The organism is Cohnella fermenti, from assembly GCF_004801405.1.
Classification (GTDB): domain Bacteria; phylum Bacillota; class Bacilli; order Paenibacillales; family Paenibacillaceae; genus Cohnella; species Cohnella fermenti.
The window spans coordinates 30,989-46,635 of sequence record NZ_SSOB01000006.1 but is presented as its reverse complement, the minus strand read 5'-3'; the positions used below and the strand labels follow the sequence as shown (position 1 = coordinate 46,635).

Here is a 15,647-nt window from a genome sequence, read left to right as displayed (position 1 = left end):
GGATGTACAAGGAGGCGGGAGGACATGATCGTATTCTGCGAATATGTCGTGCAAGAGGAGTATCGGGACAAGTATTTGGGCTGGGTCCGGTCGCAGCCGGAGCGTTGGCGGAACGTCGAGCTGGCGGAGAATACGGCGCAACCGGGCGTGTTCGTGGAATGGCAGCGGGCAGGAAGCGAGCAGGAGGCCGACAATATAGCCAAAGAACGCCGCGAAGGGCGTTCCGGATGGAGCGAGATGGAGAGTTGGGTGAAGCGCGGGGCTGCGGGAGTTCGCGTCTGGATCTTCCGCCCCGTTAGCGGCGTCTAGCCTGATTCGTGCCGAACGGGAGGGTGTAGTTCAGCGGCTCGTCGAACGTGATGTAGTCGAGGTTGAGCATCAGCAGCAGGTAGCGCTTGCCGGTCACCGGGTCGCTGATGATGATATGGTCGCGGCCGGCGGCTTCGAGCACGCCCTTGAAGATCTTGGCGTTCCACTCGCTGTTGTTCTCATATGTCATGTACAGCGTGGCGACCTTGCCGAGGTTCATCCGCAGAATGTTCTCGACGTAGGACACTTCGCCCGTGCCCGTGTTCACGGGAACGGCCGTCATGCCGCTCGGCGTGATGACGGAGCCGTTGTTCGCGAACTGGGGATTCGTGGCCGTCGTTGTCGGCATCGATGGCATCGTCGCAGGCATTCCGGTCGGCATCATCATGCCGTTCATCCCGTTCATGGCGGCAGGGGAGACGGCTTGTTGTGCGGGAACGGCGGTTTGGGCTTGCGCGGGGGGCCAAGGCATTTGGCTATACACGTGGAAAAACCTCCTTAAAAATGAGCGGCGGTACGCCGGCTTAGTAAACGAGACGATAGGCATCGCTCAGACTGCGCCCACCCGGGAGCGAAGGGTGCTGGGCGTTTGTCGCATTACAGTCTATTGCGGGAGCTGGCATTGTGTGACAGTCGGACATTGTCAACATTCGAAGATTTGGGGTATGATGGAGTGATGACAGCGTGTCTTACTTTCGGTTTTGTGCGTTTAAAAGGAGGAGCTTTGTGTTCAGAGATCTTGTGGCCTTGACCAAGCCGGGCATCATTCGATTGAATTTGTTCGCGGCATTCGGCGGGTTCTGGGTGGCATCTCGCTGGGAGATCGATTGGTGGCTTCTCGTCTGGATGCTGATCGGCTCCACCCTTACGATGGCTTCGGCTTGCGTCTTCAATAATTATCTGGACCGGGAGATGGACACCAAGATGGACCGCACCCGCAACCGGGCGCTTCCGACCGGAAGGCTCCGTCCTTCGCTGGTGCTCGGGTACGCCATCGCGCTCGGAATCGCAGGCCTCGCTGTGCTGTTCCTGAGGGTGAATGTGCTGTGCGGCTGGCTCGGCTTGCTGGGCATGTTCGTGTACGTCGTCGTCTACACGATGTGGCTGAAGCGAAGCTCGACCTGGAGCACCTCGATCGGCGGGGTGTCGGGAGCGATGCCTCCGGTCATCGGCTACTGCGCGGTCAGGGGAGAGGTCGATGTCGGCGCGTGGCTGCTCTTCGCCCTGTTGTTCCTGTGGCAGCCTCCGCACTTCTGGTCGCTGGCGATTCGTCGCGTGGAAGAGTACCGGGCGGCGGGGTTCCCCGTGCTGCCGGTCGTGAAGGGCGTGCTCCGGACGAAGGTCCAGATGATCCCGTACATAGCCTTGCTGCTCGTCGCTTCGATTCTCCTGTATGCTTACGACTATGTGGGTATTGTTTTCCTCATCCTATCGGTTATTATTCTTGCTTGCTGGCTCGTTCACGCATTATCGGGGTTCCGCACGAGAGACACGACCAAGTGGGCGAAGACGGACTTCCTGTTCTCGGTGAATTATTTGCTTGTGATGTTCATTGCGATGATCCTAGACACGAATGGAGTGTAATTCGGCATGGAAGACAATAACCAAGAAGTGAAGCTGGCGGAAGAGGGGCAGGGGGGAGTAATCGTTCCACCCGTCGTCGCGGAGAAAAAATCGTTCGGCAAGAGGTACGCATTCCCGATGATCCTGTTCGGCTTGTGCATTATTATGGCCGTGTTCCTGCTGGTCTCGAACAACAAGGACGAGACGAAGCTGGCGGATGAAGGAGCGGCGACCGACTTCACGTATCAGGACATCGACGGCAACTCGGTGACGATGAGCGATACGAACGGCAAGGTGCGCCTTGTTTACTTTTTCTACTCGAATTGCCCCGACGTCTGCCCTCCGACAACGTTCATGATGTCGCAGGTGCAGGAGATGCTGAAGGCGGACGGCGACTTCGGGACGAAGGCGGAATTCCTGTCGATTACGATTGACCCGGTGCGCGACACGCCCGAGGCGCTGCGCGTCTTCGGGGACAAGTTCGGCGCCGACTACACCGGCTGGAAGTTCCTGCGCGGCGACGAGGCGGAGACGGCCAAGCTTGCCGAGAAGTACCAGCTCGGGGTCATCAAGGACAATGACGGCAACTTCGGCCACTCGAACCTGATCGTCGTCGTCGACAAGAAGGGACGCATCCGCGACTTCATCTCCCCGCAAGCGAACGGCAGTCCGAGCGACATGTCGGCGGAAGAGCTGTATAAGGAAATGAAGAGCCTGATGTAAGGCACGGAAGTTGAGATAAGGAACGGAAGTTGAGGTAAGGCACGGAAGTTGAGATAAAGACCCGAGTAGGGAGAAGATAACGAACCTCCGAACAGTGCATGGCCCGTCGCCAAGCACCGTTCGGAGGTTCCGCGCTTGTGCGGCGAATGGAGGTTATCGAATCGAGAAGTTTGGATGCGTGCGGCAGGTGACGGCGTCAGATGAGTCGAGGCGACTCATCTGGGCCCGCGGCCGGCCGGGTTTGGGCGTGGGATGAGTTGAGGCGACTCATTCCGGCCATTCCGGGATCGGCTCGGGATAAATGATGTATTCTTCGAGCCCGGCCTTCTCCAACTGCTGGATTAGATACTCCTCGGGGGTGCCTTCGACCCCATTGTAGCCGCGCCGGGTGTACAAGTTCTCCGCATCCGGGAAGATGTCGTGCAGAATGCCGCGAATACGTCTTCCCGAAGAGTCGGGATCGGTGAACAAGTACACTTGTCGGTCGCCGATCGCCCTGCGAAGCGCTTCGATCTTCACCGTGTTCAAGGTGCCGAACGTGCAATGGATCGGAACCTCGGGGGAGAGGACTCGTGATAGGCGGCTGCGATCGTTCTTGCCTTCGACGATAATGGCGATGTCCATGCGGCGATCTCTCCTTCGGGCGCAAGAATGGGGCGAACGGTCGACTGGGCCGTTCTTAGGCACATTGTAGCATAATTGCGTTACGAATGACGTGCGGACGGAAGAATGGCATGGAGTACCATACATCGACGCGCAGACGGGGCAACAGGCGAATGTGTGGCATGGAGTACCACACATCGGCGCGCAGTCGGGGCAACGGGCGAATGTGTGGCATGGAGTACCACACATCGGCGCGCAGTCGGGACAACAGGCGAATGTGTGGTATGGAGTACCACACATCGGCGCGCAGTCGGGACAACGGGCGAATGTGTGGCATGGAGTACCATACAGCGGCGCGCAGTCGGGGCAACGGGCGAATGTGTGGTATGGAGTACCACACATCGGCGCGCAGTCGGGACAACAGGCGAATGTGTGGTATGGAGTACCATACATCGGCGCGCAGTCGGGACAACAGGCGAATGTGTGGTATGGAGTACCATACATCGGCGCGCAGTCGGGGGAACGGGCGAATGTGTGGTATGGAGTACCACACATCGGCCGACAAAAACAGACCTTCCCGATCGAAGGTCTGCCCGCAGACGAGTCGAGCCGAATCGGGGCCGCGGACGAAGGGAAGCAGCTCCGCCGCCGGCTCGTTGAAGGTTCGTGCCCGTTCGCATATTGCTCAAGGAGCCTTAAGCACGATGACGAGCAGGATGAACAGCACGATGATGATGGTTGTCGAGGCTCCGTGCCCGTAGACGATTCCGTGCGACTGCGACATGACCGGACACCTCCTTCCGCGCATAGCGCCGCAGCGCCGAATGATGTGTGCCGCCCCGCGCTGGGGAGACGCCTAACACATCGTATGCAGAAGCCCGCGTTCGGGCCGCCGTTCGCCCAATAGTTGGGCTAGTGCCCGGCATGGGGAGGCGGCTCGGCCTTGGGGTTCCAGCCGATGGAGTATTGCGGTCGGGGCATCAGCGTGATGAGCGCCACCATGACGACGAAGAAGGAGACGAAGAAGGGCGACACGTGTCCGCGAACGAGTCCGGCGAGGACGGGGCCGAGGAACGAGCCGATCGACGAGGCGATCGCCATGAACGAGAAGGTCCGGCCGTAGCGGGCGGTGCCGCTGAGCTGCAGCAGGAAGGACGTCATCGCCGGGAAAATCACGCCTTTGGACATCCCGACGACGAACAGAAGAGCGATCATCGGGAAGGGCCACTCGGCGGCGAGGCCGTAGTAAGCGAGAGCCATCAGCAGCAGGCCGGCGATGCTTCGCGCGTAAGGCAGATAGCGCTGAAGGAACAGGAGGCCAAGCGTCGAGAGCGCCCCGAGGCTGACGATGGAGAACAGGATGCCGGTCGTAAGCACGTCATCCGCCGAGGCCGCCCGCAGAGGGAGCTCGAAGGAGAGAATGCCCTGTGCGCACGAGACGGCAAGCGGAAGCAGGAACACGACCCAAGGGAAGCGGGGCTCCTCGGCGGCGGACTTGGGCGACGTCGGCGAGAACGCGGTCGCAGGCGCGGCTGCCGAAGCGGAAGCCGCCGCCGCAGAGCCAACCGCAGAACCCGCCGCAGAGCCCGCCGCGGGACCCGGCGCCATGCCGGCCTCCTTCGGCTCGCGGACGAAGACGAGCGAGGCGATGCCGGTCGCCAGCAGCACCCAGCCGAGGATGGCGAACGATTGGGCGAAGCCGATCTTCGCCGCGAGATATGCGCCGGCGGCCGGCGAGACGACGGACGCGATCGTGTGCACAAGGCCGTTGCCGGCCATGAGCCGGCCTTGGTGGATATGGTCCCGAGCCAGCTTGGCAAGCAGCGACAGGCAGGCCGGAGACAGGAAAGCGAGCACGAAGCCGCTGATCGAGCGAATATAGAGCAGGTGCCAAGGGTTGGTCACCTGCGCCTGGAACAGCAGCAGAATGCCGGCGCCAGCCAGGCTGGCGGCGATGAACAGGCGGCTGCCGAACCGGTCGACGCCATAGCCCGCCAGCAGGTTGCCCGGCAGGTGCGTGAGCGAATACATACCCATAACGAGGCCGATGAAGGACGGGGCGGCGCCGAGCGAGACGGCGAACGGAGTCAGCATCGGGTACTGCGCATGAAGGTCGAAGAACGCGACGAAGAGGAAGAGATAGAGCCACACGGCCATTTTCAACGGGGAATCGCCTCCTGGCTAGTCGGCGGGGACGGTAGCGTGGCGCCGGCTTGGTCTATGACTACTTGTACGCCCTTGCGCCGCTCAATATGCCCCTTGAAAGTGTGTGGCGATCCGTGGTACACTTGCTGCAGGTTAAGTGTATGGTGTGTAGCCACACACGTGGCACATTGAACAGAAAGCCGGGTGTTGCCGATGCCGCCGATTCGAGGGTGGACGGCCCAGGACTTCCAGATCGACCCTTCCAGGCCGCTCTACGAGCAGTTCGTCGAACAGATTCGGGCGATGATCGCGAGGGGAGAGCTTGAGCCGGGAACGCGCTTGCCATCCGTTCGCGAGACGGCGGCGAGCCTTCGCGTCAATCCGACGACGGTCATGAAGGCGTATCAGGAGCTGGAGCGGTTGGAACTGATCGTGACCTTCCGGGGACAGGGGACGTTCGTGACGCAAGCGGAGGAAGCGATTCGGCTGACCCGCCGGCAGCTCGCGAAGGAAGCCGTGCGCAGGCTTGAGGAGACGGCGCGGTCGATCGGAATTACGCTGGAAGAGCTATGGGAGTTATCGCGGGAGAAGGAGTGAATGTTCATGATGGCGCAGGCGAGCGGGGCAAGGGCAGCAGGGGAGAAAAAGGCGACAGCCGTAAAATGCGACAATGTGGAGGTGGCGATCAAGCGGAAGCTGATCTTAAACGGGATCAGCTTCGACATTCCGGCCGGCAGCCTGACGGGGCTGCTCGGGCCGAACGGAGCCGGCAAGTCGACGCTGATGAGGCTGCTCACCGGCCTGCTCGAGCCGGACAGCGGCCGCGTGGAGCTGTTCGGCCGTCCGGCGGGAACGGACAGGCTCGGGGAGCTGAGCTTCCTGCCGGACCGGGGCCAACTGCCCCCGCATCTGACGGCCGGCGGATGGCTGGACCTGGCTGCGGGCATCTATCCCGACTGGAACCGGGAGCGGGAAGAAGAGCTGGCCCGAGAACTCGGCGTGTATCGGGACAAGAAGATCGGCACGATGTCGCGGGGCGAGGAAGCCCGCCTGCAACTGCTGACCTGCCTGGCGCGGGAAGCTCCGCTCATCATTCTCGACGAGCCGTTCGCGGGCGTCGACATGATCTCCCGCGAGCGCATCGCCTCGGCGGTCGTCGCGGAGATGGCCGACGGGCAGCGGACGTTCCTGATCGCGACGCATGATATTCGCGAGATGGAGCAACTGTTCGACCGGATCGTGCTGATCGGCGAAGGAGCGATTCGCGGCGTTCACGACGTCGAAGAGCTTCGCCTTGGCGGCCGCTCCGTCGAATCCTGTTACCGGGACGTGTTCTCATGAGACGCTCGCGCGATCGGTTGTTGGAGCTGGAATGGGGACGGGTTCGCCACTGGCTTTCGCTGGACGCAAGGGGCATGGCGCTCTGGTTCGGAATCCCGCTCGTCTTGGTCGCGGCGGGGGTGCACCTGCTGGACGCAAGCGCGACTCCGCGCTCCGTCTTCGCGATCGGGGCCGTGTTCTCCGTCTTGTCCGCCCTCTTGTTTGGCGCCGGACAGGCGATGATGCTATGGGAGAATCCGTTCCGAATCTGGTGGCTCTCCATGCCGCTCCCGCGCGAGAAGCTGCTGGAGACGAAGGCGGCCGCAGGCTTGAGATTGCTGGCGGCCGTCTCGCTGGCGATATGGTTGACCTGCCTCGCGAGCAGCCTTGTTCGGCAGGGACTGGGTAAGCTCGGACCGGAGGCGTTCGCTTGGGGAACGTTCTCGCTGGACTCGCTGGCTTATCTGCTGCTGTACGCTGCTTTGCTGCCGATCTTCTATGGCATCGGATGGTCCATGCTCGGTATGTACACGGGACGTCGACTCTGGCTGCTGCTTCCGATGATTCTGGCCTTCGCCCTTCTTGTTGCCGTGCTGTCCGCGATTGGGGAATTTTCCCTGGAGCTGGACCGCTGGCTGCAAGCGGATCGGGTCGCTCTCTATGCGCTGGCGGCGGCGCTGCCGGCGAAGCCGTCGTACCGCGTCTTGCTGCGCTTCGCGGCCCGGCACGGGCTTCGCGATCTGGCCGTCTATCGTTCCGGAAGCCTTGGGAACAAGACGCAGACCGCAGCGGAGAAGCGGGAGCAGCGCGTGGCCGCGCCACCGGGCTTCGCCTCCCTCTATGCTCTCGAATCGTCTCGCTATCGGTATTTTCTGGGGATGAAGCCGGTGCGGGTGATCGCTTCGATTCTGTTCCTCGGTTATGCCGTTCTCAGCGGCGCCATGTCGCTCCGGCATGAAGATCTGATCGGGATCTTCCAGTTGACTCTGATGCCGACCGTGCTCGTTCCTTGTATCGTTATCCTGACGCTGAACCAACTGGAAGCGAACAAGAAGAGGTTAAGCTGGTGGCTCTGCTTCCCTTACAGCCGGAGCAAGCTGCTGCTTGCGAGGATGGCGGCCGTCTGGGCGGTTGCGGCGAAGCTGCTGGCCGGGGCGCTTCTCGCCTATGCGCTCGGGGTTGCAGCGGTTCGGCTTATGCTCGGGAAGACCGAATTCCGGGGCTGGGACGACATGACGACGATGATCTATCTCTTGGCGCTCTATCTCGGAATCGGCGTCGCTCTCGGCTTCATTATGCTCGGGCAGGCCGCGGCGTACCGCTCGAGAGCTCTCAACTGGGTGTTCGTGCCGCTCTCCTCTCTCGGTTACTTCCTGCCGATGATCGTCACCCAGTGGATTTACCCGGAGCAGGCCTACGAATCGGGACTGGCTCCCGTTCATTGGCTGCGGCTGGCGCTGCTCGCCGTCGTGCTGGTGCCGCTGGCTATCTGCGGCTTCCGCTTGGGCACCCGCTGGGTGCATCTGTACCTGCTGAATACGCAGGAGGACCTTGCCCGGCGCAGGCAATCGAGGGTTGTCGGCAAATAATCTTCTTGTCTATGTTTTACTATGAGCAAAGAGGTACAGTATAATAGAGTAGGATTAATCCAAGCTTGCATGGAGGATACCGAATGAATCTCGATATCGAGGCCTGGAAGCAGTTCGCGACGGACCACTGGGTTGTCATCGTTATCGCGCTCGTCGCGATACTAATCGTCGTGAATGTCGTCAAGACGGTGGCCAAGTGGGCACTTGCCGCCGTCATCGTCATTGCCTTGCTCGCTTACGGCGGCTATACGGTTAACGACCTGAAGGAAGTCGGCAGCAAGGTGTCGGAGGTCGGCAGCAAGGCGACGGCCGCCCTGCTGGACGAAGCGATCGCGTCGATGGCGGGAGAAGCGCAGGACGCGAAGTACACGCTCAGCGACGATGGAAGCTATACGGTCAAGACGAAGAGCATTACCTTGTCCGGAATCGCGAACTCGGGGAAGGTCAAGGTGACCTACAAGGGCGTCACCTTCCCGGAAGTGCCGCTTGACGGCGCGGTTCGCGAATTCGTCGTCGCCGCCAGGGAAGCATCGCGATGACCTCGCTGGACACCAACCTCGTTACCTTGGCGCTTCTGGCCGTCGTGGCGGTGTCCTTGCTTCAAGGCGTGTGGAGAGGCGCTTCCGGTTCCGCGAAGCGCCTCTTCTTGTTCGTGGCGAGCACGGCGATGACGCTCGGCTCGATCGCGCTGGCGGCATGGATCGCCTCCGCCGCCTCGCAGCCCGCAAGAGAATGGCTGCAGGCGCGGGAGTGGGAGCAGCCGCCTGCGAACTCGTCCGGCTTCGCGCAGCTCGGCTACACGGTCTATGCCGGCATCCGGGACCTGCCGCTGCTTCGCTTCGCCGTCTTGTTCCTGCTCGGCTATCTGCTGATCCGGCTCGCGATCGGGCGGATCGGCAGCCTGCTCGCGAGAATCGGGGCCGTTCCGTTCGCGCTCGTTCCGGGCGGCGGAGCGGTCAGCCGCCTCTTCGGCGGCGCGATCGGCGCCGGTCTCGGCTGCGGCAGGGCGATTGTGCTGACCGCCGTCCTGTTCGCGTATTGCTCGCTGGCGCCTCAAGGTCCTTACGCGGATTATGTGGAGCAGTCCGGCCTGTACCGCGAGGCGGCTGCGCGCATTCTCGAGCCTGCCGCCGGAGATCTGCTGGCGGCGCAGGCTCCGGTCTTCGCCAGGCAGATGCAAGGGGAGCTCGACCAGCTCTGGCAGAAGCGCTACGATGTTATCGACGCGGACCTGCCGGAAGGCATCGTGCTCGCCGCCCGGGAGATTGCGTCGGGGGAGACGAGCGATAACGGGAAGGCCCGGGCGCTGTACGACTGGGTCGGCACGCGGATCGCTTACGACTACGATAAGGTAGACGCCTACGAGAATCGCGGGGAATGGCGCGAGCAGACGCCGGAGGATACGTTCCGCACGCGGCTCGGCGTATGCATCGACTACTCCCGCCTGTACGCCGCAATGGCCCGTTCCGTCGGTCTGGAGGTTCGGGTGGTGACCGGGCTCGGGTATGACGGGTTCGGCGGCTATGGCCCGCATGCCTGGAACGAAGTGTACTTGTCGGAAGAGAGCCGTTGGCTGCCCTTGGATTCGACCTGGGCGAAGACGGGCAACTGGTACGATCCCCCGAGGTTCGAAGATACTCATGTTCGGGACGCCTGGGAAGCTTTATAATGTCGATAAGAGCGAACTCATAAGAAGGCCTGACGGCCTCAATGCGAATAGGAATTCGAAATAAGGCGCTTGGAGGAAAATGCGGTGAGCGATGAACGCACCGAGGAAGCCCAGAAAAGAGAGCTGCGCAACCGTCGCAACTTCAGCTTCCGTCTGAATTTATTTTTTTTCGTCACATTCTTTGTCTTCTCGACCCTGATCGTGCGGCTTGCTTATCTTCAGTTCGTGGAGGGCGACCTCCTGAAGGAGAAGGAGCACCAGGCCGGCACCCGGGATGTGTACATTCCGCCGATAAGGGGCAATATTTACGATTCTACCGGCAAGGCAATCGCTTATTCCACGTCCACGCAATCGCTCTACTATACGCTTGAGTCGGGGACGAAGGAAGAGACGGGGCGGGCGTTGGCGGAGCGGCTCGTTCAGGTATTCGACAAGTATGGGGATAAGAACGCGACTTCGCTGACGGCGGACGACGTCTTCGATGACATGGACTTTGGCGGAGTGGTTCATCTTCCTTATCAGCCGCGCCGCATCAAGTCGGGGTTGACTCAAGAGGAGATCGCCTACTTCAGCGAGCATAAGAACGAGTACGAAGGCATCGATATTGTGGAAGAGAGCATCCGGCAATACAGCTCCGATCAGGTTGCGGTACAACTCATTGGCTATATGAAGCGCTTGTCGGGAGCGACATCGCTCAATTACTACAAGGACATCAATAAAGATCAGGAAGATCCGACGCTGACATATCTGGATACCGAAGATGTCGGATTCGACGGCATCGAGCTTATGTACCAGGAGGAGCTGCGCGGCCGCAACGGCCTCAAGACCTATCCGGTCAATAACGAGAGCCGGATCATCGGTCCGATGGAGCTGACGAAGCCGGTCAAGGGGAACAATCTGTTCCTGACGATCAACAAGGACATTCAGCTCGCGACGCAGAATGCGATCACGGCACACCTGGAGAAGATCCGCACGTCGACGCTGAAGGCGGAGCGCGCGGAGAATGCCAAAACAGGCTATGCGGTTGCGATCGAAGTGAAGACGGGCAAGGTCGTCGCGATGGCGAGCATGCCGGATTACGATACGAATCTGTGGCAGGGCGGCATCAGCTCGAAGGATTACGAAGCGGTCAAGTACTTCATGGGCAATGGCGCGATCCGCGAGGTGCAGGCCCCTTACGAGGATGACAAGGAACGGTTGAAGCATCCGTCGTCGCTCGTCAATCTCGGGTCGACGCAGAAGCCGCTGACGGTGCTGCTCGGCTTGAACGAGAAGCTGATCACGACGAGCTCCACGTTTAACGATCCCGGTTACTTCGAGTTCGGCCGCAAGGGCTACGAGACCAGAGTCAGGAATGCGAGCAGCGCAGCGAATGGCGAGCTGACCCCATGGAAGGCGATCGCGAAGTCGTCCAACGCCTTCATGGCGAAGATGATCGGGAACGCGCTCTACCTGCGCGACGGCTCCGACGGACTGGACGTCTGGGACAGCTACATGAAGCAATTCGGTCTCGGCGTCACGACGGGAAGCGGTCTGCCCGGCGAGTCCAAGGGCGCGATCAACTACTACGAGGAAGTGAAGCGGGGCAGCGCGCAGTCTGCACTGATCTACGCCTCCTTCGGACAGCAGGGGCGCTACACTGCCCTGCAGCTTGCTCAATACGCCTCGACACTGGCCAGTCGCGGAACGAGGCTGAAGCCGCAATTCGTCGAGCGAATCGAGGATTCGGAAGGCAACCTCGTTCAGCCTTACCAGAAGGAAGTGCTGAATACGATCGACTTCCCGGATGCGTACTGGGAGACGATCGAGAAGGGGATGTCGCAGGTTAATGTCCAAGGCTTCGACGACTTCCCGTACAACTACAACCGGAAGACAGGGACCTCGCAGCAGGAGGTTGCCGGCAAGATCGTCGAGAATGCCGTCTTTATCGCGTACGCTCCTGCGGAAGATCCGGTGCTTGCCGTTGCCGTTGTCGTGCCGGAAGGCGGCTACGGCGGCTGGGGCGCGGCGCCGATCGCGCGCAAGATCTTCGATGCCTACGACGAGGAGGTCGGCCTCACCGGAACGCCGCGCAAGGCCGCCGTCTCCTCCACGGAGGATGCGACTGCCGCAGACGTCGGCACGGACGCAGGCGCGGCGCTTGCAGAGTGAAGCCCTGATCTATGGCGGCCGGCATCTCTATCCTTTCAGCCATAGGCGGAGTCGAGGGGGGGCTCGTTCGAGCCCCTCAGGAGGGACTGGGCCGCCGATTAAGGTGCCGAAGCCGATGATTTCCGTGATTTTATGTGAAAAATCACATTGGCGCGGCGCGATAACGGGGACTTTGGACGATTTTATGCGAAAAATCACATTCGTGGAGGAAATTCCGGATCGAATTGCCGTATATATGCGAAAAATCACATAAAACGCCGCGATTCCCTTCAATTCGAGCCTGTGAATGTGAAAAACCATATAAAATGACAAGTTTGCAGAAAGACGGCTTCAAGGAGCTTATCCTTGGGCCGTCTTTTTTGCATTTTTCGGCAGGTAGACCGGGGGAGAGGCGCGGGAGCACGGCTGCGAATGAAGGCCCCGGTTGCCGGGCATATTACAGATGCAGGCAAGCAAGGGGAAATCTATCGGGTTCCCGTTCAAAAAAAATCAAATTGCCACGAATGAATATTGTTACAAATGAATCTATATATATGCACGAATGTTCATGTACCAACGGTCATAATTCCGCATGACAGCAAGGTTTTTTGGCAAATGCATAAGCTAAATTTATGAAAGGAGAATGTATATCATTATATTTTCCTTTTTTTATTCATTTTATTAGTAAAATGAGGCCATTGACTATTGAAATTTTCGATGTTATAAATGTTTACATCCGTTCATGTACTGTTGGTCATGTTTAGCCTATTGGTCATTATTGATCTTCAGCGGTCATTATTGATCTGTAGGTCATAATCGATCCGCCGGTCATGAATTGAGACGTGTTGTTTTTTGTCGTGTCGTTTTTTATTACAAAAAGGAGTTGAATTGTGTGAAGGTAGACAAAAAGAAGGGGTTATTGCTTCCGCTCGTTGTCGTTATGATGCTGGCAGCCGTATTGTCGGCTTGCTCCAACAACAACAATGGCAATAACGCGGCTCCATCCTCCTCCGCAAGCAGCAGTTCTTCCGCAGACGTCAAGAAAGGCGGAGAATTCCGGTTTACGCTCGCAAGCGAACCGCCAAGCCTTGACCCCGCGCTCATGACCGACGCGCAATCGTCGATCGTAGCGGCCGGCCTCTACGAAGGCCTGTATCGTCTTGATTCCGCCGGCGAGCCGCAACCGGCAATCGCCACAGGTTACGATGTGTCCGACGACGGACTCGTGTATACCTTCAAGCTTCGCGACGACGCGACTTGGAGCAATGGCGACAAAGTAACCGCCAATGACTTCGTCTACTCCTGGAAGCGGGCGCTTGCGCCGGAGACGGCTTCCGAATACGCATATATGCTGTTCTACATCAAGGGCGCCGAAGAGTACAACGCCGGAACGGGCTCCGCAGACGACGTCGCCGTCAAGGCAACCGACGACACGACGCTGGAAGTGACCCTGAAGTCGGCAACTCCGTACTTCCCGTCCCTCGTATCCCACTATACCTACCTGCCGGTTCACGAAGCGACGGTTGAAGCGAATGAAGCATGGGCGGCAGACGCATCGACGATCGTCTCCAACGGGCCGTTCCTGCTGAAGGAATGGGCGCATGAGGACAAGCTTGTTCTCGAGCCGAACCCGAACTACTTCGATAAGGACAAGGTTAACTTCAGCAAGGTAACGATCAGCCTGGTGGAAGACAACAACACCGTCTACAATATGTTCCAATCGGACGACATCGATTGGATCGGCGCGCAAGCGGGCCAAGTGCCGACGGACCGCACGGCTCAAGTTATCGCCGACGGCAGCGCTCAAGTCAAAGCGATCGCATCGTCGTACTACTACGTGTTCAACACGCAGAAGGCGCCGTTCAACAACGTGAAGATCCGCAAGGCATTCTCGATGGCGATCGACCGTCAATCGATCATCGACAACATTACCCAAGCGAATCAGACGCCGGCTTACGCTCTCGTGCCGCCGAGCATCGCGGGCACGGACGGCAAGCTGTTCCGCGAGATGTATCCGGACACCGGCTACTTCTCCGAAGACATCGATGAAGCGAAGAAGCTTCTGGCGGAAGGCATGGCGGAAGAAGGCATTGCCCAATTGCCGAAGATCACCCTCCTCTACAACACAAGCGAAGGCCACAAGGCGATTGCCGAAGCGGCAGCCGACATGTGGAGGAAGAACCTCGGCGTTGAAGTTGCCGTCACGAACCAGGAATGGGGAACGTTCCTCGAGACTCGCGACGCAGGCCAATTCGACGTTGCCCGCGCAGGCTGGGGCGCCGACTTCAACCACGCGATCAACTTCACGTACGACCTGATCCATCCGAAGTCCGGCAACAACGACGGCAAGTACGACAACGAGCAAGTCGGGAAGTGGCTTGACGAATCGCTTGCCGCAACCGACGAAGCGACTCGACTGGATCTGATTGCGAAGGCCGAGAAGCAAGCGATCGACGACATGGCCGTTCTGCCGTTCTACTACTACACGACGGTAACGATGGTCAAGGACGACATCGAAGGCGTAACGTCCGACTACTCCGGCCATATCGACTGGGTGTTCGGCAGCAAGAAGTAACAGGCAGTCAGGAGAACAAATAGCTCGAGGGTATATATAGATTGCCTATATATACCCTTGTTTTTGAGAGGCGGGTATAAACAGTGGTAGCTTTTGTGCTTCGTAAAGTCTCTTTTATGGTTGTAACCCTGTTCCTCTTGGCTAGTCTGACCTTCGTGCTGATGAATGTCATCCCAGGGAGCCCGCTGCAATCGGAGAAAGCGACAAGCGAACAGGTCAAGAAAAACTTGGAAGCGTATTACGGTCTGGACAAACCGATGTTCGAGCGCTACATCAACTACATGGACAACCTGATCCACGGCGATCTCGGCGTATCCATGAAGAAGAAGTATCAGACGGTTGAGCGGATGATCTCCAGCTCCTTCGGTTATTCCTTGCGTCTCGGCCTCGCCTCGATCGTCACTTCCGTTATCGGCGGCTGCGTGCTCGGGATTCTGGCGGCGCTCTATCACCGAAGATTCCTCGATCACTTCTCCATGACATTGGCCGTTATCGGCCTGGCGGTCCCGAGCCTGATCTTAGGTCCGCTATTGCAGTACATCTTTGCCGTGAAGCTCGGATGGTTCTCCGTGGCGGGCCTCAAGAGGCCGCTCGATTACATCCTGCCCACCATTGCCTTGTCCGCATCGTCCATTGCGGTTATCGCCCGCCTCATTCGCTCGACGATGGTCGAAGTGCTGAACGGCGACTTCATCAAGACGGCGAAGGCCAAGGGCCTGGCCGGCCATATGATCGTTTGGCGTCACGCGCTGCGCAACTCCATGCTGCCGGTCGTGACGTATCTGGGTTTCATGATCGCCAACGTCATTACCGGCTCTGTTGTCGTGGAACAAATTTTTGCGATACCCGGTCTTGGCAAGTTCTTCGTATCCAGCATTGTTGACCGAGATTATCCCCTGATTATGGGAACGACAATTTTCTATGCGGTAATTCTGCTGATCGGCCGCTTCGTTGCCGATATCGCCTACGTGCTTGTCGATCCGCGCATTCGCCTCAAAGGCGGAAAGGCAGGTGCATAAGA

Annotated in this window: 16 protein-coding genes; 11 read left to right on the top strand and 5 right to left on the bottom strand. The window is 59.3% G+C overall.

Annotated features, from left to right (window positions below; genetic code table 11):
- Positions 1–24 precede the first annotated feature (24 nt).
- The gene (locus E6C55_RS06005) at positions 25–309 is read left to right on the top strand and encodes a hypothetical protein (protein WP_136368886.1); all 285 of its coding nucleotides are present in this window, start codon (positions 25–27) and stop codon (positions 307–309) included.
- Here the strand turns inward: E6C55_RS06005 and gerQ are convergent.
- Positions 296–781 (bottom strand): spore coat protein GerQ, encoded by a 486-nt coding sequence (gene gerQ, locus E6C55_RS06000; RefSeq protein WP_407923689.1) that lies wholly within the window; start codon positions 779–781, stop codon positions 296–298. The genes E6C55_RS06005 and gerQ overlap by 14 nt on opposite strands.
- A gap of 254 nt (positions 782–1,035) precedes the next feature.
- On the opposite strand from gerQ, the gene cyoE reads away from it, so the two are divergent.
- Both cyoE and E6C55_RS05990 read left to right on the top strand, forming a co-directional pair.
- Positions 1,036–1,893: a heme o synthase gene (gene cyoE / locus E6C55_RS05995; protein ID WP_136368885.1), complete on the top strand. Its 858-nt coding sequence runs from the start codon at positions 1,036–1,038 to the stop codon at positions 1,891–1,893.
- Positions 1,894–1,899: 6 nt separating this feature from the next.
- Positions 1,900–2,595 carry an SCO family protein gene (locus tag E6C55_RS05990; protein ID WP_136368884.1) on the top strand — a complete coding sequence of 232 codons (696 nt, stop codon included), beginning with the start codon at positions 1,900–1,902 and terminating at the stop codon, positions 2,593–2,595.
- A gap of 267 nt (positions 2,596–2,862) precedes the next feature.
- On the opposite strand, the gene E6C55_RS05985 is transcribed toward E6C55_RS05990, so the two are convergent.
- From E6C55_RS05985 to E6C55_RS05970, 4 genes are all read right to left on the bottom strand, one after another.
- Positions 2,863–3,219, bottom strand: coding sequence for a toprim domain-containing protein (locus E6C55_RS05985; RefSeq protein WP_136368883.1), 357 nt, complete (start codon positions 3,217–3,219; stop codon positions 2,863–2,865).
- A 55-nt stretch (positions 3,220–3,274) separates the two neighbouring features.
- Positions 3,275–3,763: a hypothetical protein gene (locus E6C55_RS05980; protein ID WP_136368882.1), complete on the bottom strand. Its 489-nt coding sequence runs from the start codon at positions 3,761–3,763 to the stop codon at positions 3,275–3,277.
- A 120-nt stretch (positions 3,764–3,883) separates the two neighbouring features.
- Positions 3,884–3,982: a sporulation protein YjcZ gene (gene yjcZ, locus E6C55_RS05975; protein ID WP_168735483.1), complete on the bottom strand. Its 99-nt coding sequence runs from the start codon at positions 3,980–3,982 to the stop codon at positions 3,884–3,886.
- A gap of 128 nt (positions 3,983–4,110) precedes the next feature.
- Positions 4,111–5,361, bottom strand: a complete 1,251-nt coding sequence (locus E6C55_RS05970) for an MFS transporter (RefSeq protein WP_136368880.1) — start codon at positions 5,359–5,361, stop codon at positions 4,111–4,113.
- Positions 5,362–5,556: 195 nt separating this feature from the next.
- Between E6C55_RS05970 and E6C55_RS05965 the strand changes: the two genes are divergently transcribed.
- From E6C55_RS05965 to E6C55_RS05930, 8 genes are all read left to right on the top strand, one after another.
- Complete coding sequence (locus tag E6C55_RS05965) at positions 5,557–5,940, top strand: GntR family transcriptional regulator (protein ID WP_136368879.1); 384 nt, start codon at positions 5,557–5,559, stop codon at positions 5,938–5,940.
- A complete protein-coding gene (locus tag E6C55_RS05960; protein ID WP_230986560.1) occupies positions 5,941–6,684 on the top strand; it encodes an ABC transporter ATP-binding protein in 744 nt (247 codons plus the stop codon). It abuts the gene before it with no gap.
- A complete protein-coding gene (locus tag E6C55_RS05955) occupies positions 6,681–8,252 on the top strand; it encodes a hypothetical protein (RefSeq protein ID WP_136368878.1) in 1,572 nt (523 codons plus the stop codon). The genes E6C55_RS05960 and E6C55_RS05955 overlap by 4 nt, the downstream gene beginning before the upstream one ends.
- Before the next feature lie 83 nt (positions 8,253–8,335).
- On the top strand, positions 8,336–8,791 hold the full coding sequence (locus E6C55_RS05950) for a hypothetical protein (RefSeq protein WP_136368877.1): 456 nt from the start codon (positions 8,336–8,338) through the stop codon (positions 8,789–8,791).
- The gene (locus tag E6C55_RS05945; RefSeq protein ID WP_136368876.1) at positions 8,788–9,921 is read left to right on the top strand and encodes a transglutaminase domain-containing protein; all 1,134 of its coding nucleotides are present in this window, start codon (positions 8,788–8,790) and stop codon (positions 9,919–9,921) included. Before E6C55_RS05950 ends, E6C55_RS05945 begins: the two co-directional genes overlap by 4 nt.
- An 84-nt stretch (positions 9,922–10,005) precedes the next feature.
- Positions 10,006–12,072: a peptidoglycan D,D-transpeptidase FtsI family protein gene (locus tag E6C55_RS05940; RefSeq protein WP_136368875.1), complete on the top strand. Its 2,067-nt coding sequence runs from the start codon at positions 10,006–10,008 to the stop codon at positions 12,070–12,072.
- Positions 12,073–12,943: 871 nt separating this feature from the next.
- Complete coding sequence (locus E6C55_RS05935) at positions 12,944–14,626, top strand: peptide ABC transporter substrate-binding protein (RefSeq protein ID WP_136368874.1); 1,683 nt, start codon at positions 12,944–12,946, stop codon at positions 14,624–14,626.
- 83 nt (positions 14,627–14,709) lie between these two features.
- Positions 14,710–15,645: an ABC transporter permease gene (locus E6C55_RS05930; RefSeq protein ID WP_136368873.1), complete on the top strand. Its 936-nt coding sequence runs from the start codon at positions 14,710–14,712 to the stop codon at positions 15,643–15,645.
- The last annotated feature ends 2 nt before the right edge of the window (positions 15,646–15,647 follow it).